The sequence below is a fragment of the Mesorhizobium sp. GW821-FHT07A06 genome, from assembly GCF_059419085.1.
This window is the reverse complement of record NZ_JBWKRC010000016.1, coordinates 1-25917: the sequence shown is the minus strand read 5'-3', so window position 1 is coordinate 25917 and position 25917 is coordinate 1. Positions and strand designations below refer to the sequence as shown.

At 65.0% G+C, this 25917-nt stretch carries 21 protein-coding genes; 4 read left to right on the top strand and 17 right to left on the bottom strand.

Translation table 11 applies throughout. The features are described 5' to 3' along the window. The first annotated feature begins 272 nt into the window (after window positions 1-272). Both AC07SZ_RS31985 and AC07SZ_RS31980 read left to right on the top strand, forming a co-directional pair. Complete coding sequence (locus AC07SZ_RS31985) at window positions 273-2375, top strand: oxidoreductase (RefSeq protein WP_494917464.1); 2103 nt, start codon at window positions 273-275, stop codon at window positions 2373-2375. A 68-nt stretch (window positions 2376-2443) separates the two neighbouring features. Beyond that, window positions 2444-3982: a trimethylamine methyltransferase family protein gene (locus AC07SZ_RS31980; protein ID WP_056570801.1), complete on the top strand. Its 1539-nt coding sequence runs from the start codon at window positions 2444-2446 to the stop codon at window positions 3980-3982. Here AC07SZ_RS31980 and AC07SZ_RS31975 read toward each other — a convergent pair. From AC07SZ_RS31975 to AC07SZ_RS31945, 7 genes are all read right to left on the bottom strand, one after another. Continuing rightward, window positions 3979-4659, bottom strand: coding sequence for a TetR/AcrR family transcriptional regulator (locus AC07SZ_RS31975; RefSeq protein ID WP_172372610.1), 681 nt, complete (start codon window positions 4657-4659; stop codon window positions 3979-3981). The two genes, AC07SZ_RS31980 and AC07SZ_RS31975, sit on opposite strands and share 4 nt — an antisense overlap. Window positions 4660-4801: 142 nt before the next feature. Then, window positions 4802-6349, bottom strand: coding sequence for an ABC transporter substrate-binding protein (locus AC07SZ_RS31970; protein WP_494917461.1), 1548 nt, complete (start codon window positions 6347-6349; stop codon window positions 4802-4804). A 16-nt stretch (window positions 6350-6365) separates the two neighbouring features. Continuing rightward, window positions 6366-7394, bottom strand: coding sequence for an oligopeptide/dipeptide ABC transporter ATP-binding protein (locus AC07SZ_RS31965; RefSeq protein ID WP_494917459.1), 1029 nt, complete (start codon window positions 7392-7394; stop codon window positions 6366-6368). Further along, window positions 7391-8356 carry an ABC transporter ATP-binding protein gene (locus AC07SZ_RS31960; RefSeq protein ID WP_056570797.1) on the bottom strand — a complete coding sequence of 322 codons (966 nt, stop codon included), beginning with the start codon at window positions 8354-8356 and terminating at the stop codon, window positions 7391-7393. Before AC07SZ_RS31960 ends, AC07SZ_RS31965 begins: the two co-directional genes overlap by 4 nt. Then, window positions 8353-9240 carry an ABC transporter permease gene (locus AC07SZ_RS31955; protein WP_494917458.1) on the bottom strand — a complete coding sequence of 296 codons (888 nt, stop codon included), beginning with the start codon at window positions 9238-9240 and terminating at the stop codon, window positions 8353-8355. Before AC07SZ_RS31955 ends, AC07SZ_RS31960 begins: the two co-directional genes overlap by 4 nt. Beyond that, on the bottom strand, window positions 9224-10174 hold the full coding sequence (locus AC07SZ_RS31950; RefSeq protein WP_056570795.1) for an ABC transporter permease: 951 nt from the start codon (window positions 10172-10174) through the stop codon (window positions 9224-9226). The genes AC07SZ_RS31955 and AC07SZ_RS31950 overlap by 17 nt, the downstream gene beginning before the upstream one ends. A 15-nt stretch (window positions 10175-10189) precedes the next feature. Beyond that, a complete protein-coding gene (locus AC07SZ_RS31945) occupies window positions 10190-12199 on the bottom strand; it encodes a CocE/NonD family hydrolase (RefSeq protein WP_494917457.1) in 2010 nt (669 codons plus the stop codon). 275 nt (window positions 12200-12474) lie between these two features. Here AC07SZ_RS31945 and AC07SZ_RS31940 point away from each other — a divergent pair, with 275 nt between their 5' ends. Beyond that, the gene (locus AC07SZ_RS31940) at window positions 12475-13689 is read left to right on the top strand and encodes a pyridoxal phosphate-dependent aminotransferase (RefSeq protein ID WP_494917456.1); all 1215 of its coding nucleotides are present in this window, start codon (window positions 12475-12477) and stop codon (window positions 13687-13689) included. A 49-nt stretch (window positions 13690-13738) separates the two neighbouring features. Here AC07SZ_RS31940 and AC07SZ_RS31935 read toward each other — a convergent pair whose 3' ends face one another. The 4 genes from AC07SZ_RS31935 to AC07SZ_RS31920 are packed head-to-tail and all read right to left on the bottom strand — an operon-like array spanning window position 13739 to window position 18803. Next, a complete protein-coding gene (locus AC07SZ_RS31935) occupies window positions 13739-14404 on the bottom strand; it encodes a hypothetical protein (protein ID WP_494917455.1) in 666 nt (221 codons plus the stop codon). Window position 14405: 1 nt separating this feature from the next. Then, entirely contained in the window at window positions 14406-17297 is a 2892-nt protein-coding gene (locus AC07SZ_RS31930) for a 2Fe-2S iron-sulfur cluster-binding protein (protein WP_494917454.1), read from the bottom strand. Window position 17298: 1 nt separating this feature from the next. Continuing rightward, a complete protein-coding gene (locus AC07SZ_RS31925; protein ID WP_056570785.1) occupies window positions 17299-17550 on the bottom strand; it encodes a sarcosine oxidase subunit delta in 252 nt (83 codons plus the stop codon). An 11-nt stretch (window positions 17551-17561) separates the two neighbouring features. Further along, window positions 17562-18803, bottom strand: coding sequence for an FAD-dependent oxidoreductase (locus AC07SZ_RS31920; RefSeq protein WP_056570783.1), 1242 nt, complete (start codon window positions 18801-18803; stop codon window positions 17562-17564). Between the two features lie 128 nt (window positions 18804-18931). Between AC07SZ_RS31920 and AC07SZ_RS31915 the strand changes: the two genes are divergently transcribed. Then, window positions 18932-19825 carry a LysR family transcriptional regulator gene (locus tag AC07SZ_RS31915; RefSeq protein WP_162258919.1) on the top strand — a complete coding sequence of 298 codons (894 nt, stop codon included), beginning with the start codon at window positions 18932-18934 and terminating at the stop codon, window positions 19823-19825. Between the two features lie 107 nt (window positions 19826-19932). Here AC07SZ_RS31915 and AC07SZ_RS31910 read toward each other — a convergent pair whose 3' ends face one another. From AC07SZ_RS31910 to AC07SZ_RS31885, 6 genes are all read right to left on the bottom strand, one after another. Further along, window positions 19933-20217: a hypothetical protein gene (locus AC07SZ_RS31910; protein ID WP_494917453.1), complete on the bottom strand. Its 285-nt coding sequence runs from the start codon at window positions 20215-20217 to the stop codon at window positions 19933-19935. A gap of 145 nt (window positions 20218-20362) precedes the next feature. Beyond that, window positions 20363-21151 (bottom strand): HpcH/HpaI aldolase/citrate lyase family protein, encoded by a 789-nt coding sequence (locus AC07SZ_RS31905; protein ID WP_494917551.1) that lies wholly within the window; start codon window positions 21149-21151, stop codon window positions 20363-20365. Between the two features lie 32 nt (window positions 21152-21183). Next, window positions 21184-22047 (bottom strand): HTD2 family dehydratase, encoded by an 864-nt coding sequence (locus tag AC07SZ_RS31900; RefSeq protein ID WP_494917452.1) that lies wholly within the window; start codon window positions 22045-22047, stop codon window positions 21184-21186. An 11-nt stretch (window positions 22048-22058) separates the two neighbouring features. Beyond that, window positions 22059-23216: an acyl-CoA dehydrogenase family protein gene (locus tag AC07SZ_RS31895; protein ID WP_056570776.1), complete on the bottom strand. Its 1158-nt coding sequence runs from the start codon at window positions 23214-23216 to the stop codon at window positions 22059-22061. Beyond that, the gene (locus AC07SZ_RS31890; RefSeq protein WP_056570774.1) at window positions 23216-24550 is read right to left on the bottom strand and encodes an MmgE/PrpD family protein; all 1335 of its coding nucleotides are present in this window, start codon (window positions 24548-24550) and stop codon (window positions 23216-23218) included. Before AC07SZ_RS31890 ends, AC07SZ_RS31895 begins: the two co-directional genes overlap by 1 nt. Further along, the gene (locus tag AC07SZ_RS31885; RefSeq protein ID WP_172372599.1) at window positions 24547-25713 is read right to left on the bottom strand and encodes a CaiB/BaiF CoA transferase family protein; all 1167 of its coding nucleotides are present in this window, start codon (window positions 25711-25713) and stop codon (window positions 24547-24549) included. The genes AC07SZ_RS31890 and AC07SZ_RS31885 overlap by 4 nt, the downstream gene beginning before the upstream one ends. Window positions 25714-25917: the final 204 nt, after the last annotated feature.

Below are 25917 nucleotides of genomic sequence, written 5' to 3'. Positions count from 1 at the left end.
ACGAAACGACCCAAAAACGGTCGAGTGACCTTCGAGGCTGGCGACCAAAGACGGGCCGACAGACGTTAGCCCGAAACAGGGCTGACCGGCTTCAAGATCTGTCCAATTTGGACAAATGCGATGCTGTTGTGAACCCACCCGTCCCAACACCGTCGCATGGGCCCTGCCCTCGAACCGATCCCCAGCGCCATCGCTTTGGGCCATTGCGTTCTGCAATGCCGGCGAATATGCTTGTTGTACGATCGTTCAACAAGCATATTCGCCGAGCTCCGATGACCTGCAATCCCCGCTACGAGATCCTGTTCGAGCCGATGCGGATCGGGCCGGTCACCGCGCCGAACCGCTTCTACCAGGTGCCGCATGCCAGCGGCATGACCAACGCCCTTCCAAGGGTGCGTGCGGCCTTTCGCGAAGCCAAGGCCGAGGGCGGATGGGGCGTGATCTGCACCGGAGCCTGTTCGATCGATCCGAGCTCGGACGACACGCCGCTGCCTTTCGCCACCTTGTGGGACGACAATGATATCCGCGCCCATGCGCTGATGACGGAAGCCGTGCACCGCCATGGCTCGCTTGCCGGCGTGGAACTCTGGCATGGCGGCGCGTCCGTCATGAACAGAACGAGCCGGCTGCCGCCGCTGTCGCCATCGGGAATTCCCTGGATGGCCACCCATGTCGGCTTCATGGGCAATCTGCGGCCGAAGACCATGGACAAGGCCGACATGAAAGAGGTGCTGCGGTGCCAGGCCGAGGCGGCGCGCAAGGCGCGCACCGCCGGCTTCGACGTGGTCTATGTCTATGCCGGCATGGGCTATCTCGGCTACGAATTCCTGCTGCCGGAGTACAACCATCGCACCGACGAGTACGGCGGACCGATCGAGAACCGCGTACGCTTCGTGCGCGAGATGATCGAGGTCACCAGGGATGCCGTGGGCAAGGACTGCGGCGTCGCTCTGCGCGTCAGCCTCGAGGAACTGCGCGGCAGGCCCGGCCGCAACCAGCCCTCCGAGGCGCATGAGCTGATCGAACTTTTGGCCGACCTGCCCGACCTGTTCGACGTCAAGATGGATTCCAGCCCGACCGACTGTTCCGCATCGCGTTTCACCGGCGAAGGCAGCCATGAGCCGGTGATCGATTTCGTCAAGTCGCTGACGAAGAAGCCCGTTGTCGGCGTCGGGCGCTTCACCTCGCCCGACACCATGGTGTCGCAGATCAGGCGCGGTGTGCTCGACTTCATCGGCGGCGCGAGGCCCTCGATCGCCGACCCCTTCCTGCCGGCCAAGATCCGCGAGGGCCGCGAGGCCGAAATCCGCGAATGCATCGGCTGCAACATCTGCATTTCCAGCTGGCATGACGGCGTGCCGGTGCGCTGCACGCAGAACCCGACCGCCGGCGAGGAATGGCGGCGCGGCTGGCACCCCGAACGCGTCGAGCGTGCCGACACACCGGAGCGCATCCTGATTGTCGGCGGCGGACCGGCCGGGCTCGAATGCGCGCTGACGCTTGGCCGGCGTGGCCATGAGGTGACGCTCGCCGACGCCAGCCGCGGCTTCGGCGGCCGGCTGACCTTCGAGAAGACCCTGCCCGGCCTGTCGGCCTGGAACCGCGTCGTCGATTACCGGCTCGGGCGGCTCGGCGAGATGAGCAATGTCTCGCTCTATCCCGAAAGTGTCTTGGGCGTGGACGAGATGATCGACCTCGCGCCGGACCGGGTCGTGCTCGCGACCGGCGCACGCTGGACCAACATGCTCTATTCCTCGCTGGAGATACCGGTCGGCCGGCTCGACCACGCGGAAGTGTTCACGCCCGATGACATTGCCGCCGGCCGGCTCCCGCGGGGGCCGACGCTGGTCTTCGATTTCGACAATTACTACATGGGCGGCGTGCTGACCGAGCATCTGGCCGCACAGGGCGTTCCGGTCAGCTATGTCACACCGGCCGGCCAGGCGTCCGCCTGGACGATCATGACCAACGAGCTGCCGCTGGTGCATCGTGCGCTGGCGTACCGCAACGTGCCGGTGACGACGTTGCATCTGTTGAAATCCTTCGATGGCGAGACCGCGACGCTGGCGCATCTGTTCACCGGCGAGGAGAGCCGTATTGCCTGCCGCTCGGTGCTGATCGTCGGGCTGCGCTTGCCGCGCAACGAATTGTTCGAGGCGCTGACGGAACGGGCGGACGCGCTTGCGGCCGTCGGCATTCGCAGCGTCGATCGTATCGGCGACACGCTGGCGCCGGGCGCCATCGCCCACGCCGTTCACAGCGGTCACAAGCTGGCTCGAGAGATCGGCGCAAAGGTCCGCTGGCAGCCCTACCGCCGCGACACGCCGATCGTCGATGCGGTGGCGGATTTCGATATGCGCACGGCAGCCGAATAGCAGCAATTCCAGGAAAAGTGTGAAGCGGTTTTCCGCCCGGAATTGCGTCAAACAAGGAGTGAGGACGCATGGAACGCACCGCCGCACGTCGCAGGCCCGGCCGTCCGCAGCGCGAGGTCGGCGGCATCGAGCAGCGTCCGTGGAAGCAGCTGACGCGGCCCTACGCGCCGATCGAGATCCTGTCGGCCGATCAGGTCCAGACGATCCACGAAATGGGCCTGACCATCCTGGAAGAGATCGGCATGCGCGTGCTGCAGCCGCGGGCGCGGCAGTTCTATCGCGCCGCCGGCTGCGATGTAGACGAAGGCGCCATGCGGGTGCGCTTCGACCGCGCCATGGTCATGGAGCGCGTCGCCATGGCGCCATCATCGTTCGAGCTGCGCGCCCGCAATCCCGCCAGGAACGTCAAGGTCGGCGGGCGGCACTGCATCCTGTCGTCGGTCGGCGGTCCGGCCTATGTCATGGACAATGATCGTGGCCGCCGTCCCGGCACCTATGCCGAGATGTGCGACTATCTGAAACTCATCCAGTCGTTCAATGTCCTGCACCAGGAAGGCGGCGGCCCGTTCGAGCCGCTCGACCTGCACCAGAACACGCGCCATCTCGACCTCTACTATGCCGAGATCACCTTGCTCGACAAGAACTGGCAACCGCAAACCCTTGGTCAGGGTCGCGCCATCGACGCGCTGGAAATGGTGGCGATTTCGCTCGGCACGACGCGCGAGAACCTCGCGCGGGAAATGCCTGTCTTTACCGGCATCATCAACACCAACTCGCCGCTGCAGCTTGACGAGCCGATGGCCGAAGGGCTGATCGCATTGGCCGAGCATGGCCAGGTCAATGTCATCACGCCGTTCACGCTGGCCGGCGCGATGAGCCCGGTGACACTGGCCGGCGCATTGTCTCAGCAGCATGCCGAGGCGATGGCCGGCATCGTGCTAACCCAGATCGTGCGTCCGGGCGTGCCGGTCATGTATGGCGGCTTCACTTCCAATGTCGACATGAAGACCGGCGCGCCGGCCTTCGGGACGCCCGAATACACACAGGCCGCGCAGATCACCGGACAGCTCTGCCGGCTGATCGGCGTGCCGTTCCGCTCCAGCAATGTCACCGCCGCCAACTCGGTCGACGCGCAGGCCGCCTATGAGAGCGCGATGTCGCTGTGGGGCTGCCTGATGGGCGGCGCCAACCTGGTGCTGCATGCCGCCGGCTGGCTCGGCGGCGGGCTGACCGCATCGTTCGAGAAACTGGTCATCGATGCCGAGATGCTGCAGATGATGTCGGCCTATTTCGATCCGCCCGCGGTCGACATCGACACGCTGGCGCTGGAAGCGGTGCGCGAGGTCGGCCCGGCCGGGCATTTCTTCGGCGCCGCGCACACCATGCAACGCTACGAACGCGCCTTCTATTCGCCGCTGGTGTCCAACTGGGACAACTACGACACCTGGGTCGAGCGCGGCCAGGTCACGGCGCGCGAAAGGGCCAACGTCGTGTGGAAGCGCATGGTCGCCGAATACGAACAACCGCCGATCGATCCCGGCATCGACGAGGCGCTACGCGACTATATGGAGCGGCGGAAACGCGAAGGTGGTTCACCGCTGAACTAAACGCCCCGCAAGGGCCCCACCTGCGCTTCGAGCATTTCGAACCCAGCCGCCTCCGCCGCCTGCGGCGTCACCACACTTTCATCGAGGCACCATTCGAGCCAGAGCCCGTCCACCAGGGCGATGAAATTGCGCGCCAGAGACGGAGCGTCGACTTGCCGGCCGCGCGGTATGGCGACAGCGGCGATGTCCTCCGCGAGTTCCGCGCGATAGGCATCGTAGAGTTCGCGATGCGCCGCCTTGAGCCGCGGGTTGACGGCGATCTCGCCCCACAGCGACAGCCAGATCAGAAGGTTCTCGCGGCTGAAATATTCGGGCGAGAAATTGGAGTGCACCAGGGCGGCAAGCGCGGCCTGCGGCGACCAGTCTGATGTCTCGGCGCGGCGGCGCTTGGCCTCGGCGATCTGGTTGTTGACGCTAGCGTAGAGCGAGGATTTGTAGACCTCGACCAGCAACCCGTCGAGGCTTTCGAAATGATGGTTGATGAGGCCGCGCGAAACACCAGCCTGCCTGCAGATGCGATCGATGGTGAAGGCGCCGATGCCGCCGACCGACAGGCATCGCGTCGCTGCTTCGATCAGCATGGAGCGGCGCACGTCAGCCTGTTCGCGGCTGAAGCGCGGCGGAGCCTTTTTCGCGCCGCGCTTCCTTTTTGCATCTTCTGGTTGGGCTTCCGTCATGGACTCCAGCTAATAGATAATGCCCTTCCTGTCCACTTAGAGCCTGTTCCATCCCGATGACATCGGGATGGGGCTCTATCTCCTTGTTTGACCATGATCTTATCCGAAAACCGGTTCCCACTTTTCGGGATCATGGTTCGGTTCACGCCTTCCTCTTGAACAGCACCGGATTGGGGTGACCGTCGGGATAGATGACCGGGTCGAACGCCGTCTTGTGGATGGCGACCAGCGGCTGGTGGCAGATGAAGACGAAGCCGCCGGACTGTTCCATCAAATCCTCCATGCGGTTCGACAAGGCGATGCGCTTGGCCTCGTCGCTTTCGGCCACCAACTGCTGGTAGCTGGTCTCGAATTCGGGACTGTCGAAGCCAGACCAGTTGTAGGCGCCGATCTGGTCGGGGCGGAACCAAACCAGGTTTTCCGACGGATCGATGCCGCCGGCGAAATCCATCAGCGCCAGGTCGATGTTCTTGTAGCCTTCGCCCTGCGTCTTGTCGCCGACGCCCCAGAAGGCGGCTTCGTCATAGGGCTGGATCTCGACCTTGATGCCGGCCTGTTCGAGGCTGGCCTGGATGATCTGCGCGGTCGCGGTGCGGATGGAATCGTTCATCACCGTCAGGGTCAGCGACAGGTCGCCGACGCCAGCCTCCTTGAGGAGTGCGGCGGACTTCTCATAGTCGGGCGCCGCGATCAGATTCGAGGCGCGCGCGAACTTGGTACCGGGCTGGACGACACCGGTGGAGCGCTTGGTCAAATCGTCATAGACGCCGGTGAGTATCTGGCCGACATCGACGCCATATTGCACCGCCTGGCGGACCTTCGGATCCTTGAGCCGCGGGCTAAGCATGTTGATGGTCAGCCAGACATAACGGGTCGACTGCGCCTCGATCAGGTTTGTGTCCGCCGGCGGCTTCTCCTTGACGGCCTTGGTCGCCGAAATGGCGATCTTGGTGTAGTCGAAGGCATCGGCCTCATAGGCGAGTTGTGCCGCCTGATCGTCCGACACCACATAGATCTCGACCTTCGAAAAGTCCGGCTTCGGGCCCGGCCAGTCCGGGTTGGCGGTCAGCGTAACCTTCTGCTTCTGCTGCCAGTCGGAGAAGAGATAGGGCCCGCATGTCGCCGGCGGCTGCGTGGTGAACTTGCCACCCGCCTTCTCGGTACCGGCGCGGCTGATGATGTGGCCACCATAGTAAGGCAGGCTGGTAACGAAGATCGGCTGGTAAGGCTCCTTCAGGTGGATGATGCCGGACCTGGCATCGGCGACTTCGACACGGTCGAGCTTCTCGAACTGATAGGCCCAGGGCGATGCCAGCGCCTTGTCCGCGATACGCTCGAACGAGAACTTCACGTCGTCGGCTGTCACCGCGCCGAAACCACCAGACCATTTCAGTCCGTCGATCAGGGTGAAGGCAATGGTCTTGGGGTCTTTCTGCTCGAGCTTTTCCGCGCCCCACAGCGACCAGGGCGAGCCTTTCCTGATGTCGCCGAAATGGTTGAGCGAGACATAGATGCCGCGCATCATGACATCCTCGATGCCGCCATTCATGAAGGCTGGATCGAGGCACTGCAGATCGCCTTCCATGCGGATGCGCAACGTGTCGCCGGACGCCGACCAGGCAAAGCCCGGCTTCATCGCGAGGCCGGCGCCCAGTACGCCGGCCGCCTTCAGGAATGCACGTCTGTCCATGGTCCATTCTGACATCTCAGTTTCCCCTTTGGTTGATGGAAGCGCGTGAGAAGGCTTCCCGTTCTTGCCCGCCTGTCTGCAGCGGGAAATGGCAGCGCACCATGCGATCCGCGCCCATCGGCCGGTAGACCGGCGCCTCGGCCCTGCAGCGCTCGCGTGCGATCGGGCAACGCGTGTGGAACTCGCAGCCCGAAGGTCGCCGGAACACGCTCGGTATCTCGCCCGTGACGGCGGGGGTGTGGCTGCGCCGGCGCGGATCGGGTATCGGCTCGGACTGGATCAGCGTCGCGGTATAGGGATGCAGCGGCGCGGAAAACACGGCTTGCGTCGGTCCGGTCTCGACCAGCCGGCCGAGATACATGATGGCCAACCGGTCGCTGACATGGCGGATCATGGCCAGGTTGTGGGTGACGATCATGGCGGCGAAACCGAGCTCGCGCTTGAGTTCACCGATCAGGTTCAACACATCGCCCTGCACCGAGACATCCAGGCCGGCTGTCGGCTCGTCGGCGAGCAGCAGATGCGGCTTCATCGCCAGGGCGCGCGCAACGCCGACTCGGCGCGCCTGCCCGCCCGACAGCTCATGCGGAAAGCGGTCGACAAAGGAGGCCGGCAAACCGACAAGCGCCAGCAGCGCCTTGGCGGCGGCGCGGCGGTCCGGCATCGGCAACCCCTGGATGATCTGCGGTTCGGTGAGCAGCGTGCCGATGCGCAGGCGCGGGCTGAGCGAGGCGACAGGGTCCTGGAACATCATCGCCGAGCGCCGGCGCATGGCCCGGAAATCGGCCGCCGTCCCCACCTCCCTGCCCTCGAAGACGATGCGGCCGGCGGCTGCCCGGATGAGCCCGAGAATGGTGCGGGCCAGCGTCGTCTTGCCGGAACCGGATTCGCCAACCAGCCCGAGCGTCTCGCCCGGCATCAGCGACAGCGTCACGCCGTCGATGACGTTGAAGCCCGGCAGCGGGAACGGATTGATCAGGCGGTTGAGCAAGCCGCCGCGCACGAAGCTCACGGAGAGGTCTTCGACGGCAAGCAGCGGGCTCATGGCGTCACCGCATGGCAGCGTGCGACATGGGCGGCGGCGAGTTTCGCCAGCGGTGGCGCGACGGTCGTGCACGGCGCGAAGGCACGGTCGCAGCGCGGTGCGTAGACGCATCCGGACGGGGGCTGGGTGAGGTTGGGCAGCGAGCCCGGAATAGTCGGCAGCCTGTCCAGCCGCTCATGGAAGCGGGCGGGGTCGCAGGCGAGCAGCGCTTGCGTATAGGGATGCCTGGCGTCGTGGAAGATCGCGTCGACCTCGCCGCCTTCGACCACCTCGCCGGCATACATGACATAGACGCGGTCGCAGAGCTCGGCGATGACGCCGAGATGGTGCGAGACGACGATGATGATGCCGTTATAGTCGCGCCTCAGCTCCCGCAGCAGATGGATGATCTGCGCTTCCATGGTGACGTCGAGCGCCGTCGTCGGCTCGTCGGCGATGAGCAGGCCGGGATCGGTCAGCAGCGCGGCGGCGATGGCGACGCGCTGGCGCATGCCGCCGGACAGTTCATGCGGATAGCTCTGCATGCGCCGTTCGGCGTCCGCAATGCCGACGCGGCCGAGCATGGCGGCGATGCGCGCCCGCTTCTGTGCCCGGCCAAGGTCCTTGCGGTGGTGCTGGAAGTCGACGAGTTGGTCGCCGATGGTGAGCACCGGGTTGAACGCCGTCATCGGATCCTGGCTGACCAGCGCGATCTCGTCGCCGCGCAGCAGGCGCTGGTGGTACGCGTCGAGCTTCGCCAGATCGACGCCATTGTAGGAGATCGAGCCGTCGATGCGGGCATTGGCCGGGAGGAGATTGGCCAGGGCAGTGACCAGCGTGGACTTGCCGCAGCCGCTCTCGCCGACAATGCCGATCACTTCCCCAGGATGCGCCTCGATGTCGACATGGCGCAACGCGTGCACGGCGCCATGCGGCGTCTCGTAGCGGACGCTGAGATCGCTGGCGGCGAGCGAGCCGGTCATGCCGGCCTCCGCAATTGCAGGCGCGGATCGAGATAGTCGCGCAGGCCTTCGCCGAGGAAGGTGAAGCCAAGCGTGGCCAGCACCAGCGGCAGGCCGCCGAAGATGACCATGAAGGGTGCCGAGCGGATGCTGGTGTAGCCGTCATAGAGGATCGAGCCCCAGGATGGTGTCGGCGGACGCACACCAAGGCCAAGGAAACTCAAGCCGGCCTCGACCATGATGACGACCGGAATATCCATCGACAGAAGGATGATCAGCGGCCCGACGACATTGGGCAGCAGATGGACGAAGATGATGCGCGCCGCACTGGCGTCGATCAGGCGCTCGGCGAGGATGTAGTCGCTGTTCTTCAGCGCCAGCGTCTGCGCCCGGATCAGCCTGGCGTAGCTCGGGAAAGAGGTCGCCGCGATGACGATGATCAGCGTGCCGGTGCCGGCGCCAAGCACGGTGATGATGGCGAGCGCGAACATGATCATCGGCAGCGAGTTCAGGCTGTCGAAGCTCAGCACCAGGATGGCGTCGAGCCAGCGCGGCCCGTAGCCGGCGATCAGGCCAAGCATCAGGCCGATGGCGCCGGCGATGGCCACCGACACCATGGCGATGGTCAGCGCGGTACGCGCGCCATGGATGACGCGCGACAGGAGATCGCGGCCGAGATGATCGGTACCGAACCAATGCTCGACCGATGGCGGCTGCAGCTTGTGCAGCACGTCGATCCTGACCGGCGAATAAGGCGCCAGCCATGGCGCGAAGATCGCGGTGACAAGAAAGCCGGTGACCAGGATCAGCGCCACGCAGGTGAACGGATCGGCAAGCAAGGCGCGCAGCAGCGGAAACCGTTGTCGGCCCGGAACGGACAACGAGGCATCAGCCACGGAAGACATCGCGCACCCTCGGATCGAGCCGCGCGATCAACAGATCGGCGGCAATGGTGATGGAGACATAGATGGCGGTCATGATCAGCACGGTGCCCATGACGACCGGATAGTTGCGGGTGTTGACGGCGTCGGTGATCAGCTTGCCGATGCCTGGCCGGGCGAACACCGCCTCGACGAAGACCGCGCTGGACAGGATGCTGCCGAGGCCGACGGCGACCAGCGAGATGGTCGGGATGATGGCGATGCGCAGCGCGTATTTGGAGACGATCTTCCACTCGGGCAAACCAAACGAGCGCGCGGTGCGGATATGCGGCTCGCCCATCACTTCCATCATCGAGGCACGCACCATGCGGGCGATGTAACCGATCCAGCCGAGCGCGATCGCCGCCGCCGGCATGACCAGCGCCTTGGCCTGGCTGATGAAGTCGCCGGCCTCGCCGGCGCCGATGGCCGGCAGCCAGCGTAGCGTGACGGCAAAGACCAGCAGCGAATAGATGGCGACGACGAAGGACGGCACCGCGATGACGCCGACCGAGAGCACGCCGATGACGGCATCGGCCGCCGTGCCGCGCCGCATCACCGACAGGCAGCCGAGTGGAACGCCGATCAGGAGCGCGACGGCCAGCGCCGTCAGGCCGAGGATCAGCGTGTTCGGCAACGCTTCCAGCACCAGCGTGGAAACGGGCCGGTTCGACCAGACGTCGTAGCCGAGATTGCCGGTCAGCGCGTTTCGGAAGAATTCGATGATCTGCCACCAGACCGGCTGGTCGAGCCCCATGCGCTCGATCAGCAGCCGCTTCAATTCCGGCGTGGCGCGCGGACCGAGCGCCACGGTTGCCGGATCCCCCGGCACCAGGAAGACGGCCGCGTACATCGCGACCATGACGAGAACGAGGATCAGGAGGCCAAGACCAATGCGCTTCACTGCATATGCGAGCATGGCCTCCTCCCTTCTTCAGGCAAAATCGCGCCTGATGCGCCGGCTTGCCGAGGCGCTGTGGACGAGCGTGCCCCGTTCTCGCGCCTCGAGCCGCCAACTCAGGTTGAAATGGGTTTCGTCCGATGTCAGTTCGGTCACGGCGATCGCTTCGGTATCGGCATTGCCGCTGGCAATCGCCCAGCGATATTCGGTGACAAGTTTTGCCGACAGCGGATCGTCACTGCTGATGCTCATCGTGTCGCTGTTGGCCGAGGAGACGGTGATGGCGCGGTCGTCATAGCGCCGGCGCCCGTGATCGGAGGTCAGCGCGATGGTCTGCACGCCCGAGCCGACATTGTCGGTGACAATGCGGCGGTCGAAGCCGTCGTCCAGCGCCGTGGTGGGGACCGGCGGCGCGGTTTCGGCCGGCTCGAAGCGGACGTCGCGGTCGCGTTCCGACGGCGGGCGCACCGGAAGCATGATGGTGCCGTCGCCCGTTACGACCGCCAGCGTCGACAGTTTCGGCTGCGGCCACAGGATCGGCCAATGCTGGTTGGCCAGCGCCAGCCGGATGCGATGGCCCTTGGGTACGGTGCGGGCGAAATCATTGAGCTTCAGCCGCACGCGGAAGGACTTTCCGACCGGACACGGTGTCGGATGCTCATGGCTGTCGCGATGGCTGAGATTGAGCACGCCGTAAGTCATCAGCGCCGAGGTGCCGTCGGGATAGACGTCGCAGAGCCGGGCCGCGAGATTGACATGCGGCTGGTCGACCGTAACGAGCAGGTCGAGTTCCGGCGCGCCGAGCAATGTCAGGTCATCGTCGAGCGGCGGCGTGTCGAAGCACAGCGCCATGCCGTCCTCGCGGCGCTGGTCGATGGGCATGTCCGGACAGGAGCCGCCATAGCCGCCCCAGCGGCCGCAGTCACGCCCGGCGGTCGCCGGCGAGCGGACTGAAAGCGTGGCGCCCGGTGCCGGCTCATTGCCCAATCCAGCAGCATTCAGGTGCAGCGTGCGGCGCTCGATGCGGGGCGACGGCCACTGATCCTCGGCGGCCCATCTGCCGGCATGATCGGGCAGATAGAAAGGTTGCGGGCGCTCCTCCCCCGTCACCCAGACGCGGTAGAGCGGCTCATCCATGATGCCGGTGTCTTCGCCGCAGAGCCAATGGCGCCACCAGCGCAGCGCCTCCTGCAGGTAGCCGATCAGCGGTCCAGGCGCACCACGGCAGGGATAGGCATGCGACCATGGTCCGACAATGCCGAGCTTCGGCCCGTTCAGATGCTCGAGCAGGCGCGGCACGAAGTTCGAATAGCTGTCCTCCCAGCCGCAGACGGCCATGACGGCGCATTCGATGGCGGAATGGTCTTCGCAGACCGAACCCTGCCGCCAGTAGTCGTCGCGACGCTGATGCGCGAGCCACACTTCCGACAGCGAGCTTGTCGCCGCGAGCCGGCTTTCCCACATGGCGCGCCAGGCATCGCCGACGATCTGCGGGTCGGGCGCCATGGCCTTCTTCACCAGCATGAAGTTCGACCACATCTCCTGCTCGGTCAGCAGCGCGCCGCCCATATAGTGGATGTCGTCGGCGTAGCGGTCGTCGGTGGCGCAGTTGGTGATGATCGCCTTCAGGGCCGGCGGCCGGCGCGCCGCCACCTGCAGCGCGTTGAAGCCGCCCCAGGAAATGCCGGTCATGCCGACATTGCCGTTGCACCAAGGCTGGGCGGCGAGATGGGCGATGATCTCGCAGGCGTCTTCCTGTTCGCGTGGCAGATATTCGTCGGCGAGATCGCCGTCGGAATCGCCCGAGCCCCTGATATCGATGCGGGCGCAGGCGACGCCGTGCCCAGCCAGCCAGGGGTGGATGTCGATGTCGCGCGCCACGGTGCCGTCGCGGCGGCGATAAGGCACCATCTCGACGACGACCGGCACCTTGCCTTCGGTGCGCGGACGCCACAGCGTGGCGGCAATGCGGGTGCCGTCGGCCAGCGTGATCCACAGCGGATCGACGGTTTCGACGGCAAAGGGAAACTCGGTTCGTACCACGGCAGGTACCCGCAAATGCTCTTGTTGAACGTTCGTACAACAAGAGCATTTGCGGCGCAATCCCGCTTCGCTTTTTTGATGCCGAATGCGCTTTCTGGCCGGTGTCTGTCATCACGATGTTGAAACACAGCCGATATGCCTTCGCGATCGAACCGCATCCGCGAGGGTCAGAAAGCTGTCCGGAAATCGGCGGGTTCCATCTTCCAAATTTCGTTGCTTGATATGTGCCGCTATGGCATCGCGGGAGCGGCAGTGCCTTCACTCAGGAATTTCCGATGACGATCCAGAGCAAATTCAGCGGCCTCGGCACCGACGCGGCGCCCGGACAGGAGAGCCGCCAGTTGTCCGGCGGGATCGACGCCGTATTGCTCGGCGACGCGATCACCGGCCGGCCGGTGGATTTTTCGCATGGCGACGTGGACGCGTTCACCCCGACACCCGGCTCGTTCGAAGTCTTCTCGGCCGGCGTCGAAGCCGGCGGCAGGCAGGCCTACACGGAATATCGCGGCGATCTCGGCATCCGCGAAGAACTGGCCACGCGGCTGGCAGGCTTCACCGGAGCCCCTGTCGATGCGCGCGACGGCCTGATCATCACCCCCGGCACGCAGGGCGCGCTGTTCCTGGCCGTCGCCTCCACCGTGTCGCGGGGCGACAAGGTGGCGATCGTCCAGCCCGATTATTTCGCCAACCGCAAACTGGTGGAATTCTGCGAGGGCGAAATGATGCCCGTCCGGATGGACTACGCAACGGCGGAAGGCCGTTCGGGCCTCGATCTCAGCCAGTTGGAAGACGCATTCAGGTCGGGCGCAAAAATCTTCCTGTTCTCGAACCCAAACAATCCGGCCGGCGTGGTCTACTCCCGAGCGGAGATCGAGGCGATCGCCGCGCTGGCAAGCCAATACGGCGCGACCGTCATCGTCGACCAGCTTTACTCGCGCCTGCTGTATGCCGGCGTGGACTACACTCACTTGCGCGCGCAGAAGCTGGACGCGGAAAACGTCGTGACCATCATGGGGCCATCGAAGACGGAATCGCTCAGCGGTTATCGGCTGGGGGTGGCCTTCGGATCGCGAGAAATCATTGCCCGGATGGAGAAGCTGCAAGCCATCGTCTCCTTGCGCGCTGGCGGCTACAGCCAGGCCGTTTTGCGCAGCTGGTTCGACGAACCGGCTGGCTGGATGGACCAGCGCATCCGCGAGCACCAGGCGATCCGCGATGATTTGTTGAAGGTTTTCCGCGCCACTTCCGGAATCCAGGTCCGCACGACCGAGGCTGGCAGCTACATCTTTCCGGCTCTGCCCCGCCTGGCCGTGGCGGGTGGCGATTTTGTCCGCATCCTGCGCCTGCAGGCGGGCGTCATCGTGACACCCGGAACGGAATTCAGTCCGTTTTCCGAAAACAGCGTCCGCCTGAACTTTTCGCAGGACCACGCCGCCGCCGTTGCGGCCTGCGAGCGTCTGGTGACCCTCGTCGACCGCTATCGCGCGTGAGCGGCAACAGTCCGGATCAGACCCGAGCGGGAATCCGGCGAGGACCGAACTATCCCGCGGGGTGGAGAGCCGCCAGTTGAAAGCCGGCATTCGTTCCCGCGGCCGTCTCGGCCAGGACATCCAGTGCAAACGCCGCCGAGGCGATGTCGAAGAAAATGTCATAGGATATCGCGCCGAAACGGTCGAAGCGGGCAACGACCGCGTCCAGATGCAAGGCGCGGGTCTGGGAGATCTCGCCGGCCTTGAGGCTTTCCGGCCTCAGATCGGCCATCGAGATCCGCCGCATCAGCGCGGGCGCCGCCGGACCCGATATCACGAACCACGCCCAGCCTTCGTCGCGATAGGCGTCATATCCCTTGGAGGGGAGTGCACTGTCGTGCCAGGCCTTGCGCAGGTCGCGCAACCGCGCACCGCTGCCGCCGGGAGGCGCCGCCAGCAGCACCTCCTGCTGGCCAAGTCGCAGCACCGACGTGCCGCAAGGCAATACAATGGCGGTATTCACCGTTTCCGGCGTCGATAGACCTGCTTCACCGAGCCAGTCCATCGCGCCGGAACCGCGCAGCCCGAACCGCTCGATCAGCGTGCAATCGAGCACGACGTTCTCCTGCGCTCCGGGCGGTCCATCCCTGCGTGCGAGGCGCCGCGCCAGGGCGTGGTGGCGCAGACTGGAATCAATACCCTGACCGACCGATGCGGAATGGCTGCTCGGGGGCATCCTACATCTCCTGCCGCTGGTTTTCGGGGTCATGGAACGGCGTCGGCACCACCTTGGCCTGCAGTTCCTTGCCGCACAGGCCGCGTATGCGCAGGCTGGATCCCGGCGCCGCGTCACGCGGGTCGGCGTAGGCCAGTCCGATCCATTTGCCCAGCGTCGGCGAGAAGCAGGTCGAGGTGACGAAACCCACAGGACGTCCGTCGCGCAGCACAAGGCAGGATTCCGCCAGCCGGACGCCGTGCCCCTCGAGCAGTTCGAAGCCGCAAAGCTTGCGCTTCAGGCCCAGCCTGGCGCGCGCCTCGATGGCGGTCTTGCCGACATAGCGCGTCTTGGTCTTCGACAGCGCCCAACCGATGCCCAGTTCATCGGGAGTCGAGAGCGCGTCGGTATCCTGGCCGATGATGATGTGCCCCTTTTCCAGACGCAGGATTCGCGAGGCTTCCAGCCCATAGGGTTGCAGCCCGTGGGGGGCGCCCGCCTCCAGCAGCTTTCGCCAGAGCGCCGCGCCGAAGGATTGCGGCACATGAAGCTCATAGCTCAGTTCGCCGGTGAAGCCGATGCGCATGACCCGGACCGGGCATCCACCGATCACGCCGCCGCGGCCATTGAGATACGGGAAGCCCTCCGGGGAGAGATCGATGTCCCCGCCGAGCGCCTCGAGAACCTTGCGTGCCGAAGGGCCGGTGACATTGATCGCCGCGAAGGCGGCGGTGACGTTCTGGATATCGACCCGCATGCCCCATTGCGTGTTCGCGAACAGCATGTCGGTGAAGACGCGGGCGACGGCGCCGGTGGTGGCGGTCACGTAGAATTCGGTCTCGGACAGGCGGTAAGCCACCCCGTCGTCGATGACCGATCCCATGTCGTTCAGCATCAGGCAATAGCGCACGCGCCCCACCGGCTGCCTGGCATGCGCCATCGTATAGATGCGGTCGAGGAAAGCACTGGCATCCGGCCCTCGTATCGCCAGCTTGCCCAGGGTCGAAACGTCAAGCATGCCGACCTTGTCACGCACCAGCCTGACCTCGTCGGAGATCGTCTTGCGGACATCGCCATCTCCACCGTAGTGCAGCGGTCGCCACCACGCACCGGCGGGTGTCAGCTTCGCGCCGCTTGCGACATGTTCGGCGTGGATCGCCGTATGCCTGTAGGGCACATGGTTAGGGCCGGCCAGAAGTCCCAATTTTTCCGGGCCGAATGGCGGCCGCGACGTGGTGATGCCCACCTCGCCCACCGTGCGGCCCGTCTCTGCCGCGACGATCCTGGCCGTCATCAAAGCCGAATGCCGGCCCTGCGACGGCCCCATGCCGACGGTGGAATAGCGCTTCACCAGTTCAAGCTCGCTATAGCCGTCGCTGACGGCGTTCCTGATATCCTTGACCTGCAGGTCCTCGTCGAAGTCCACGAAGTCACGCCCCTTGGCGTGCGCGGACAGCGATTGAAAATGGTTCATCGCCGCCGCGCTGGCATCCGGGATGATCGCCGGCAGGTCGGCATCATGCCCCGCCCCCCGCGCCGCCGCCGCGCCCGCGATCTCGCCGCTGCGCAGCACCGAGTTCAGCTCGAAACAGCCTGCCGCCGAGCCGGCGACATGAAACGCCTCCGGCAGATTGCTCAGCACGAATTGCCGGCTGGTCTCGTCAAATCCGAGCTTCGCGCCGGCATGCAGCGGCAGCTGGTAGGACGGCGTGTAGCCCGCCGCCACCACCAGGTGATCGCACTCCAGCAGTTCCGCGCCATGTTCGGGCGTGCTGAAGCGGATGGCTCTTACATGGCGATTGCCTGCGGTCCCCAGCGCTTCCGTGACGGTGACATTCTGGATGATCCGGACACCGCGCTCGACGAGGTGTCGCGCGAGGGTGCTGTCGGACGCATCGGCCGGGTCGAGAACAGCGGCCAGGGACACGCCTGCATCGAGAAGGTCGTGAGCGGCGAGATATCCGTCCCCGTTGCCAGCAAAGACCACGGCGCGCCGGCCAGGGCGAACCGCGTAGTGGCGCATCAGCCGCTGCGCCGCGGACGACAGGAGGATGCCCGGCAGGTCGTTGTTGCGAAACACCAGGGGTTGTTCATGCGATCCCGCGGCCACCACGACCTGCTTGGCGCGAACGCGATAGAGCGTCTCGCCCTGCAGCACCGGAAGCCAGTTGTCGGCGAACCAGCCATTGCAGGTGGCGCCGGTCAGCACCCGCAGATTGCCGAGCTTCTCGGCAGCGTCGCGCAGCGCCCGCAAGGTCGCATCGGCCTCCGCCGTATCGAGGCCGAAGCGCGCATAGGTCAAGGCGCCGCCGATTTCCGGGTTCAAGTCGACCAGCAGCACCCGCGCACCCGCTTCGGCTGCCTTGACGGCCGCCGAAAGCCCTGCCGGGCCAGCGCCGACGACCAGCACATCGGTGTGCAGGTTTTCCCTGATGTAATGGCCATGACCGGCGGTGAGGTCGACCTTGCCGAGTCCGGCCGATCTGCGGATCATCGGCTCCCAGAATTTGAGCCAGCTTTTCGCGCCGGGGCCAAAGAAGCCGCGGTAATAGAACCCGACGGGCATGAAGCGGCCCAACCTGTCGAGCACCGCGCCACAGTCGCGTTCGGCGGTGCCGTAGACGTTCTGGGCAGTGACCTCCAGCCCTTCGGCGATCGGACGCAGATCAGCCCGCACATTCGGCTCGTCAGGCAGTTGCACCAGCGTATTGGCGTCCTGCCCGGCCATGGTGAGGATGCCGCGCGTACGGTGATACTTGAAGGAGCGCGACAGGATCCAGCGGCCGCTGCCGGCCATGGCGGAGGCAATGCAGTCGCCGGCGAAACCTTCGAGCGGTCGGCCGTCGAAGGCGAAACGGATTTTTTGGGTGCGGTCGAGGCGCGATCCCCAGGGAAGCGGCAGCCGTTCGGTCATGTCAGGCAGGCTTTCGATTGGGAAGATAGGTGGCGAGGATCTGGTCGCTGACGGTGTGGCGTTCCGCGATCAGCACGGTGTTGGACGGGGTGTGCCGCCACCACTCCCGCATCACGCCGAGCGGGTTCTCGGCATGGAACAGGGCTTCGATCAGTTGCTCGGGCTGGTCGGCGCTGGCCTCGCGGACCGGTCCGAGATACTGAAATTCGGTGATGTTGCGCGGGCCGTTCACCGGGCAGGTCAAGAGCTTCATCGGAATACTCGTCAGTGGCTGGCGGCCGTGGCGCCCATTTCGTTCAGCAGCGCGAAGCTGTCGAACCGGCTGAGGTCGAATGGTTTGAGGATATCGGGCACGCGCCCGGTGGCGATGGTCTCGGCCATGCGTTTGCCGGCCACGGGCGTCGCCTTGAAGCCCCAGGTGCCCCAGCCGCAGTCGAGCCAATAGTTCCGCAATGGCGAGGCGCCCATGATCGGGCTGTAGTCGGGCGTCATGTCGGTGATCCCGGCCCACTGCCGCAAGAGCTTGACCTTGTGCAGGAAGGGGAAGAGGTGCAGCGCGCCTTCGGCGAGATGTTCCTTCTGGTCCAGCGTCGAGCGCGTCGAGGCCAGCTGGTAGGGATCGGAGCCGCCACCGATGACGACCTCGCCACGCGAGGACTGCACCAGATAGGTGTGCAGATTGGCCGACGAGACGAGGATGTCCAGGAATGGCTTCAGCGGCTGCGTCACCATCGCCTGCAGCGGGAAGCAGCGTATCGGCAGCCGGATGCCCGCCATGGCGGCGACCTGGCCGTTGAGCCCGCCGACGGCCTGCAGCACCTGGCCCGCGGCGATCGTTCCACGGTTCGTCCTGATGTGGGTGACCCGGTCGCCCGCGTGCTCGATGCCGGTCACCTCGGTGCGCTGGTGGATCTCCACGCCGCGCGCGCCGGCATGCCTGGCATAGCCCCATGCCACGGCGTCATGGCGGGCCGTGCCGCCGTCGGCATGCCAGAGCCCGCCCATCACCTCGTGCTGACCGCCGAGATCGAGGTTGAGATGCGGGCAAAGCTCCTTCACCGTCCGGACATCGACCACTTCGATCCTTGTGCCCATGTGCTTGCCCATTTCGGCACGCAGATGGAAGCTGCGCAGCGTCGCCTCGGAATGCGCGAGCGTCAGTTGCCCGCGCTGCGAAAACATGACGTTGAAGCCTAGATCCCGCGACATCGTCTCGAACAGTTCGACACCTTCCTTGTAGAAGCGGACCGATTCCTCGGTCATGTAGTTCGAGCGGATCGTGGTGGTGTTGCGCGCCGTATTGCCACCGGCGAGATAGCCCTTTTCCAGCACGGCGACGTTGCGGATGCCATGCAGATTGGACAGGTAGTAAGCCGCCGCGAGGCCGTGACCACCTCCGCCGATGATCACCACATCGTAGGATCGTTTCAGGTCGGGTGTCGGAGGGATGTCGCGAAAGGACACGTGCCTGGCGCGCAGGCCGTATTTCAGCAGAGAGAAAGGCATGGTGTCCTGCGGCTCGGCGGCTGGGATTGGCCTTAGAGAACCCGCCGGATCGGCCTGGTGCAAGAAATCGTTCTTTACCCAGTGACCTCGTTTTCGTAATGGATCAAGAACCGAAAGGAGGTCTCGGCATGCGCAATCTCCCGCATCTAACCTATCTCGAGGCCTTCGAAGCGGCGGCCCGGCATCTGAGCTTCACCAAGGCCGCCGAGGAATTGAATTGCACCCAGGGCGCAATCAGCCAACGGGTCCGGGCGCTGGAGCAGTTCTTCGCCAGGCCGCTCTTCCATCGGCGCAGCAACGGCTTGGAACTGACCGAGGTCGGCACCGCCTATCTGCCGGGAATAGCCGAGGCGCTGGATCGGGCCGAAGCGGCGACCGAGGGATTGCTCGGCGCGCAGGCGCAGACCAGCGTGACGGTTTCGGCCCCGCTCAGCTTCGTCACGCTGTGGCTCGCACGGCATCTGGTTGGCTTTTCCGCCGCCCATCCGAGGATCGAGGTCCGGCTGAACAGCACGATCTGGACCGACCCCAACGTGGAGCTGGCGGATCTGAGCATTCTTGCGCTCGATCCGCTGCAGCCGGCATCGGGCGCCGTGCGGCTGGGGCGAGAGCGGCTGGTGCTTCTCTGCGACCCCGAGACCGGCCGCCGGGCTGAAGCGAGGCCCAGTGCCGATTGGTTCAACGCCGCCCGGCTCATCCACGTGCAAGGCAGGATGCAGCTGCTGGATCTCTGGGCGAAGAAGGAGAACATCGTCATCGCGCCGCACAAGGCGCCGATCAAGGCCGACAATGCGGCGGCGGCATTGGAGGTTGCGGCATGCGCGGGCGGCATCACCGCGGTCATGTCGACCTATGCGGCGGCCTATCTGGCCTCGGGGCGGCTGGTGGCGCCATTCGGCGCGGGGGAAATCCTGCCGGTTGCCTTGCACGTGGTTCCCAATCAGCACCGCCGCCTCTCGCGATCGGCGACGCTGTTCGTGCAATGGCTGTCAGGGGAGATCCCGCTCCACGGCGAGATCTAGATACAGCGCCGGCGCCCGAAAACAGACGCGCGCAATTCTGATCGAACCGATCGATATCCACCGCGCGCCGCGAACCACCTGCCAGGTTCAGTTCGGCATGCTCGGACTCAACCCCGCTTCGGGATCTGGATGTCCTCGAGCGGAAGCGTCAGGGCCATGGCGACGAAGTAGAGCGCCGCCACCCAGAGGAACATCACGTTGAATCCACTCGAATAGTCGGCGAGCACCACATCGCGGATCGCGGCCGGCAGGCTCGAGGCCAGATTCGGGTTCAGCCCGGTCAGGCCGTCCGGCAGCGCGGCGGCATCGGCCGGATCCCTGGGCCAGGCGACTATTTCGCCTCGGGCAGTTCCAGCACCGGTTCGGTCCCGCCCAACATTTCCGCATCGCAACGTCGTGCGACTATGGCGAAATCGCCGAATACCCCCCGGCGGTCTCGATCGATTTCGAATGAGACGCCCTGGGCCAGCGGCAGCGTATCGGGCCGTGGATCCTTGTCTTTGATCTTGCCGAGAAATGTCGCGGATACGGCCGTGTTTAGACAGCGTCACCGGATTGCGAACGGCCCCGCAGGAGCAGCGCCCGGGCCTGGGCGATAATGGGAGCGTCGATCATTTTGCCGTCGACAAGGCGCGCCGCGCCATCCTGGGCCGCGTCGACGACACGCTGCGCCCAGCCCAGTTGCTCGGCGCTCGGCCGAAAGGCCGCGATGACATCCGATGTTTGGGCGGGGTGTATGCAAAGCTTCCCGCCGGCCCCATGATTCAAGGCTTGCCGGCATTCGCAGGCCAACCTGGTGGTATCCGCGACTTCGAAGGACGGGCCGTCCAACGGCAGGGCCTTCCCGGCGGCTCTGCTTGCCACGGCCAGCCGCATCAAGGCATGCGCTTTGATCGCGTCGGAAGCTGCCGCACCCAGGTCCAGGGCGAAGTCGGCGGGGCCAAACGCCAATCTTGCGACATGAGGGTGGGCGGCCAGGGCCGCCGCCGCCTCCAGGCCCCTGGCGGTCTCGATCAACGCCATGATCTCGACGTCCTCACCAAGGATCTCGACGATCGCGTCGAGCGTTGCCACCGACTCCGCCTTTGGCAGGCAGATACGTCGAAGCCCTAATGCCCTGACGGCGGCAAGGTCGGCATGGTACCAGCCGCTGTCTTGACTGTTCACCCGCACGAAGGTGGGGTTCTGCAATCTCAGGGCATGGTGAAGGTTCGAGCGGGCGCCATCCTTGGCGGCGGGCGCAACAGCGTCCTCGAGATCGACAATGACCGCGTCGGCTCCAGACCGGTCCGCCTTTTCAAAACGCTCGGGACGGTCGGCCGGCACAAACAAGGGCGCGACAGGCGTACTGTGCGCGATCATCGGGCCGGTCCCTGGTCGATATCGGCTTCCATGTGCACGGCGCCATTCCCGCCTTGCGCCCAGAACCGCTGCCCATCCATGCCGGCCCTGAAGGTCAGTTCACGGTCCGCGATTGCCGGGGCAACGCCCCGGTAGCGAAACGTCAAGGGTAAATCCGCGCCTTGGGACGCCGCGAGATTCAGGAGCAGCGTCGCCTGGAGGGGGCCGTGGACCACCAGCCCTTCATATCCCTCCGCCTTCGTCGCGTAAGGCAGGTCATAATGGATGCGGTGACCGTTGAAAGTGATGGCCGAATAGCGAAAGAGCAGCGTGGGCGACGGAACGAGAGACCATACCTTTCCAGCGGGCTGGATCATCGTCGGCGCCACGGGTGCATTGTTGGAACGAGCACCGTCCCCCGGCATGGCCGCCTCCCGGTAAACGATATCCTGCCGTTCACTCAGAACCAGGCCACGATCTGAGTGATAGTCGTGGCCCACAGCGACAAACCACAGCTCACCAGACCGGCCTTGCTTGCGGACGATGTCGCGGATGGTGGAGACCCGGCGAACCTCATCACCAACTTGGAAAGCATCAAGCACCCGGAGTTCACCGCCCGCCCACATGCGGCGCGGCTGCGGGACGGGCGGCAGCGACAGGTTCTTGGCCGGATGGCCATCGGCACCCAGCTGGTCCATGCCGGCTATCGCCGGCGACAGGCACCAGTGGATGCCAAGCGGCGCCTGGCCTGCGGCCGAAGGTGCGAGATTGGGTTCGAAAACTGCCTTGAAACTCCGCACGAGGCGTTCCGAAACGACATCGAAGCTCTCGCTCTGCCGGCCAATCCATTCCGCGAATGGCTTCTGTTCGGTCGCGTCCACCCGACCGCTCGTCAATAGGAACGTGGCATTCCGAGCACGTGCTCGGAAAGGTAGGACAGGATAAGGTTCGTCGAGATCGGCGCGACCTGGTAAAGCCGGGTTTCGCGGAACTTGCGCTCGACATCATACTCTTCGGCGAAGCCGAAGCCGCCATGGGTCTGGACACATGCGTTGGCGGCTTCATTCGAAGCATCGGCGGCGAGCATCTTGGCCATGTTGGCCTCGGCACCACAGTCGAGGCCGGCTTCGTAGAGCCGCGTCGCCTCGCGGACCATGAGTTCGGCCGCGCGCATGTTGGCATAGGCCTTGGCGATGGGAAACTGGATGCCCTGGTTGGCGCCGATGGCCCGGCCGAAGATGTTGCGGTCGCAGGCGTAAGTGGAAGCCTTGTTGATCAGCCACTTGGCGTCGCCAACGCACTCGGCGGCGATCAGGATCCGCTCGGCATTCATCCCAGACAGAATGTAACGGAAACCCTTGCCCTCTTCTCCGACCAGGTTTTCGGCGGGGACTTTGACATTGTCGAAAAAGACCTCGGTCGTGGAGTGGTTCATCATCGTGCGGATCGGCCGGATCGACAGCCCCTCTTGAAGCGCGTCCCGCATGTCCAGGATGAACACTGAAAGACCGTCGGTCCGTTTGGCCACCTGGTCCTTGGGAGTGGTCCGCGCGAGCAGGAGCATGAGGTCGGAATATTCCGCCCGGCTTGTCCAGATCTTCTGGCCGTTGACGACGTAATGATCGCCCTCCTTGCGGGCGAAGGTCCGGATCGAAGTCGTGTCCGTGCCGCTGGTCGGCTCGGTGACGCCGAACGCCTGCAGCCTCAATTCGCCGGAGGCGATCTTTGGAAGATAACGCTCCTTTTGAGACGCATTGCCATGCCGCAGGACTGTGCCCATGACGTACATCTGCGCATGGCATGCGGCGCCGTTGCACCCGGCTCGCTGGATCTCCTCGAGCACCGCGGCCGCGGCCGACAGCGTCAAGCCGGACCCGCCATATTCCTCGGGGATCAAGGTCGCGAGATAACCAGCCTCCGTCAGCGCGTTGACGAAATCCACCGGGTAGGCGCGGTCCGCGTCGAGCTTGCGCCAGTATTCGCCCGGAAATTGCTCGCAGAGCCGACGCACGGCTTCGCGGATGTCTTCGTTGTCAAAGTCCTTGAACATCAGGCGCTCCGTGCGGCACGGACTGGGGCACGCGCATCGCCAGCTATTTCAACCAATCCCAGCGAGCGCACGGGACGGTTATCGGGCAGGCCAAGGATGGCCCTGATCAGGTCGTCGGCACGGCCTTCCGAGCAGCCGCCTTCGACAAGCTGCGCGCGGGCCTTCCGAGACAGTTCGGCGCTCGTCACCGGATTGTCGGGATCGCCCTTGGCGTCGTGGCGCGTGGCCGAAAGGCGCCTCCCGGAAGCGGTCTCCACCACGATCTCGGCTCCCCATGACCTGGGATAAGCCGCTTCAATCCCGGGCGCGAGTTCGACCTTGACCTTGCCGCGTTCGCCGACCATCCGTTGCCGTGCATCCGCATTAAAGCTGGCCTGGTCGACGCGGCCGTCCGCCAAGGCTATCGCGACCGTGTGCTGCAGCGAGAATTTGGCGCTGTATGGATCTTCCGGGCTCGGGCGGTCGCACACGTCGAGGGCGGCACGATACGTTCCGACTTGAACCCGTGCGATGGCCTCGCCGGCGATCTCGTGATGCAGGGCGATTGCGCCGTCGATCGCGGGGTGGGTATGCCGGCAGCAAGGCCAAGGCTTGATCGAGGTGTTGATCAGCTGCCACGGGCGCCCCGGGCCGCTTGTCACGGCCTCCGGGATCGGGTCCGGACAGAGGCCGGCGTAAAACCCCTTTTCACCTTCGAGGATATTCTCCGCGCCGGTGAATCCCTCCTTCGCCAGGAGTGAGGCGAGAAGGCCTGATTCCGCGGCTCTGGCGGTGTGGAGATGCTTGCTCATGGCGCCTTCGGCCAGGAATTCCCAGAGCCCTGACGACTGCGTGCCGGCATTGCCAAGCGCCCACACGGTCTTGGTATCGTCGAGGCCAATAAGTTCAGCCGCGGCAAACGCGGCGCCAAAGGGACCGCAGGTCGAGGTGTTGTGCCAGACCCGGTAATGCTTCTTGCCGACGGACATGCCTATTCGGCAACAGGCCTCATATCCCGCGAGAACTGCCTTGAGAAAAGCTTCGCCGCCAAGATCGAGGTCATGAGCCACCGCCCAGGCCGCGGGAATGACGACGCTGCCCGGATGGGTCACCGAATCCCGATGCAGATCGTCCATCTCCAGGATATGGGACAGACCACCCAGATAAAACGCCTTGCGGGCGGTGTCCGCTTGTGTCGGCGGCGCGACCGTCCTGAGCATGCGGGCCGGCTCGGTCGGCAGCGCGCCAAGGGCACAGGCAAGCGTATCAAGGACGAACAGCGACGCCCATTCGAGGTCGCGTTCGGTTACCGGCTTTTCGCGGATCAGGCGGGTCAGGTTACGGGTCAAGCTCATGGCGCTGTATTTCCTATCCGTTTGGCATCCACCCTGCCGGCAGTGCCGAACTCCCGCCGCAAGGCCAGGTCGTGTTCGCCAAGCGTTGGCACCCTGCCAAGCACCGGCCGCCGGCCGTTGACCGTGACAGGTGGGGCAAAGAGCTCGACCGGCCCCACCGATGTCTCGACCGGGACTTTGGTCGCGCTGCGGTGCACCGCCAGATCCGCCATGGTTGAGACACGCCCATATGCAATGCGCACCCGGTCCAGCAGTTCGCATAGTGTAGCCATGGTATAGCTCGCCAGCAGCGCCTGCACGCATGCGTCCAGCGGCTCGCGGTTCTTGATGCGCAGGACGTTGCGTTCGAACCTTGGGTCCGTTGCGATCGACGACTGGCGCAGGACACTGTCGCAGAACACGGCCCATTCGCGCTCATTCTGGACGGCGATCAGGATTTCGCCGTCGCTCACCCTGAACAGCCCATAGGGCGCGATCGAGGGGTGGGCGAGGCCGAGCCGTCGCGGCTCCTTGCCGCCGTAGCGCCGCGCCAGATAGGGCACGTTCATGTATTCGGCGAGCGTGTCGAACAGCGAAACCTGCAGGTGAGCCCCTTCCCCGGTTCGAGCGCGCACGATCAGCGCTTCGAGGATCGCGGCGTAGGCCCCCTGCCCCGTGGCGATGTCGGATATCGATATGCCGACGCGGGTCGGGCCCGACGAAGCGGATCCCGTCACGCCCGCCAAACCCGCTTCAGCCTGGATCAGCAGATCGTAGGCTTTGCGATCATGGTCGGGTGTTCCGGGCGCATAGCCGCCAATGTCACAGACGATCAACCTGGGAAACCGCCTCCTGAGATCAGCGCTGCCGATGCCCAGCCTGTCGGTCGCGGCAGGCGCAAGGTTCTGCACGAACACATCGGCGGAAGCGAGCATGGACTCGACCAGTGCGAGATCGTCGGGCCGCTTCAGGTCGACGGTGCAGGATTGCTTGCCGCGGTTGTTCCAGATGAAATAGCTGGAGAGGCCGTCAACGTAGTCGTCATAGCCTCGCGCGAAGTCACCCTCGGGGCGTTCGAGCTTGATGACGCGTGCGCCCGCGTCAGCCAACCGCGACGTCGCCAGGGGCGCGGCCACGGCTTGCTCCAGCGAAATGACGGTCGTTCCCTCCAGCGCGCCGGGCATGGCATGCTCCCTGTCCTGCTTTTCCGACACCATCGCACCGGAAGGGGCCACTGCGTCAAATAGCGTTTTGTAATGGGAGGTATAGCGAAACGGTACAGCGTGCGCCCGCCCGAACAGGCTAGAGTAATTCACCGTTTCACGGAAACGGCAAACTGCTCTAACTCATTGTTTTAACGCAACTCCGGACGGAAAACCGTTTCACAC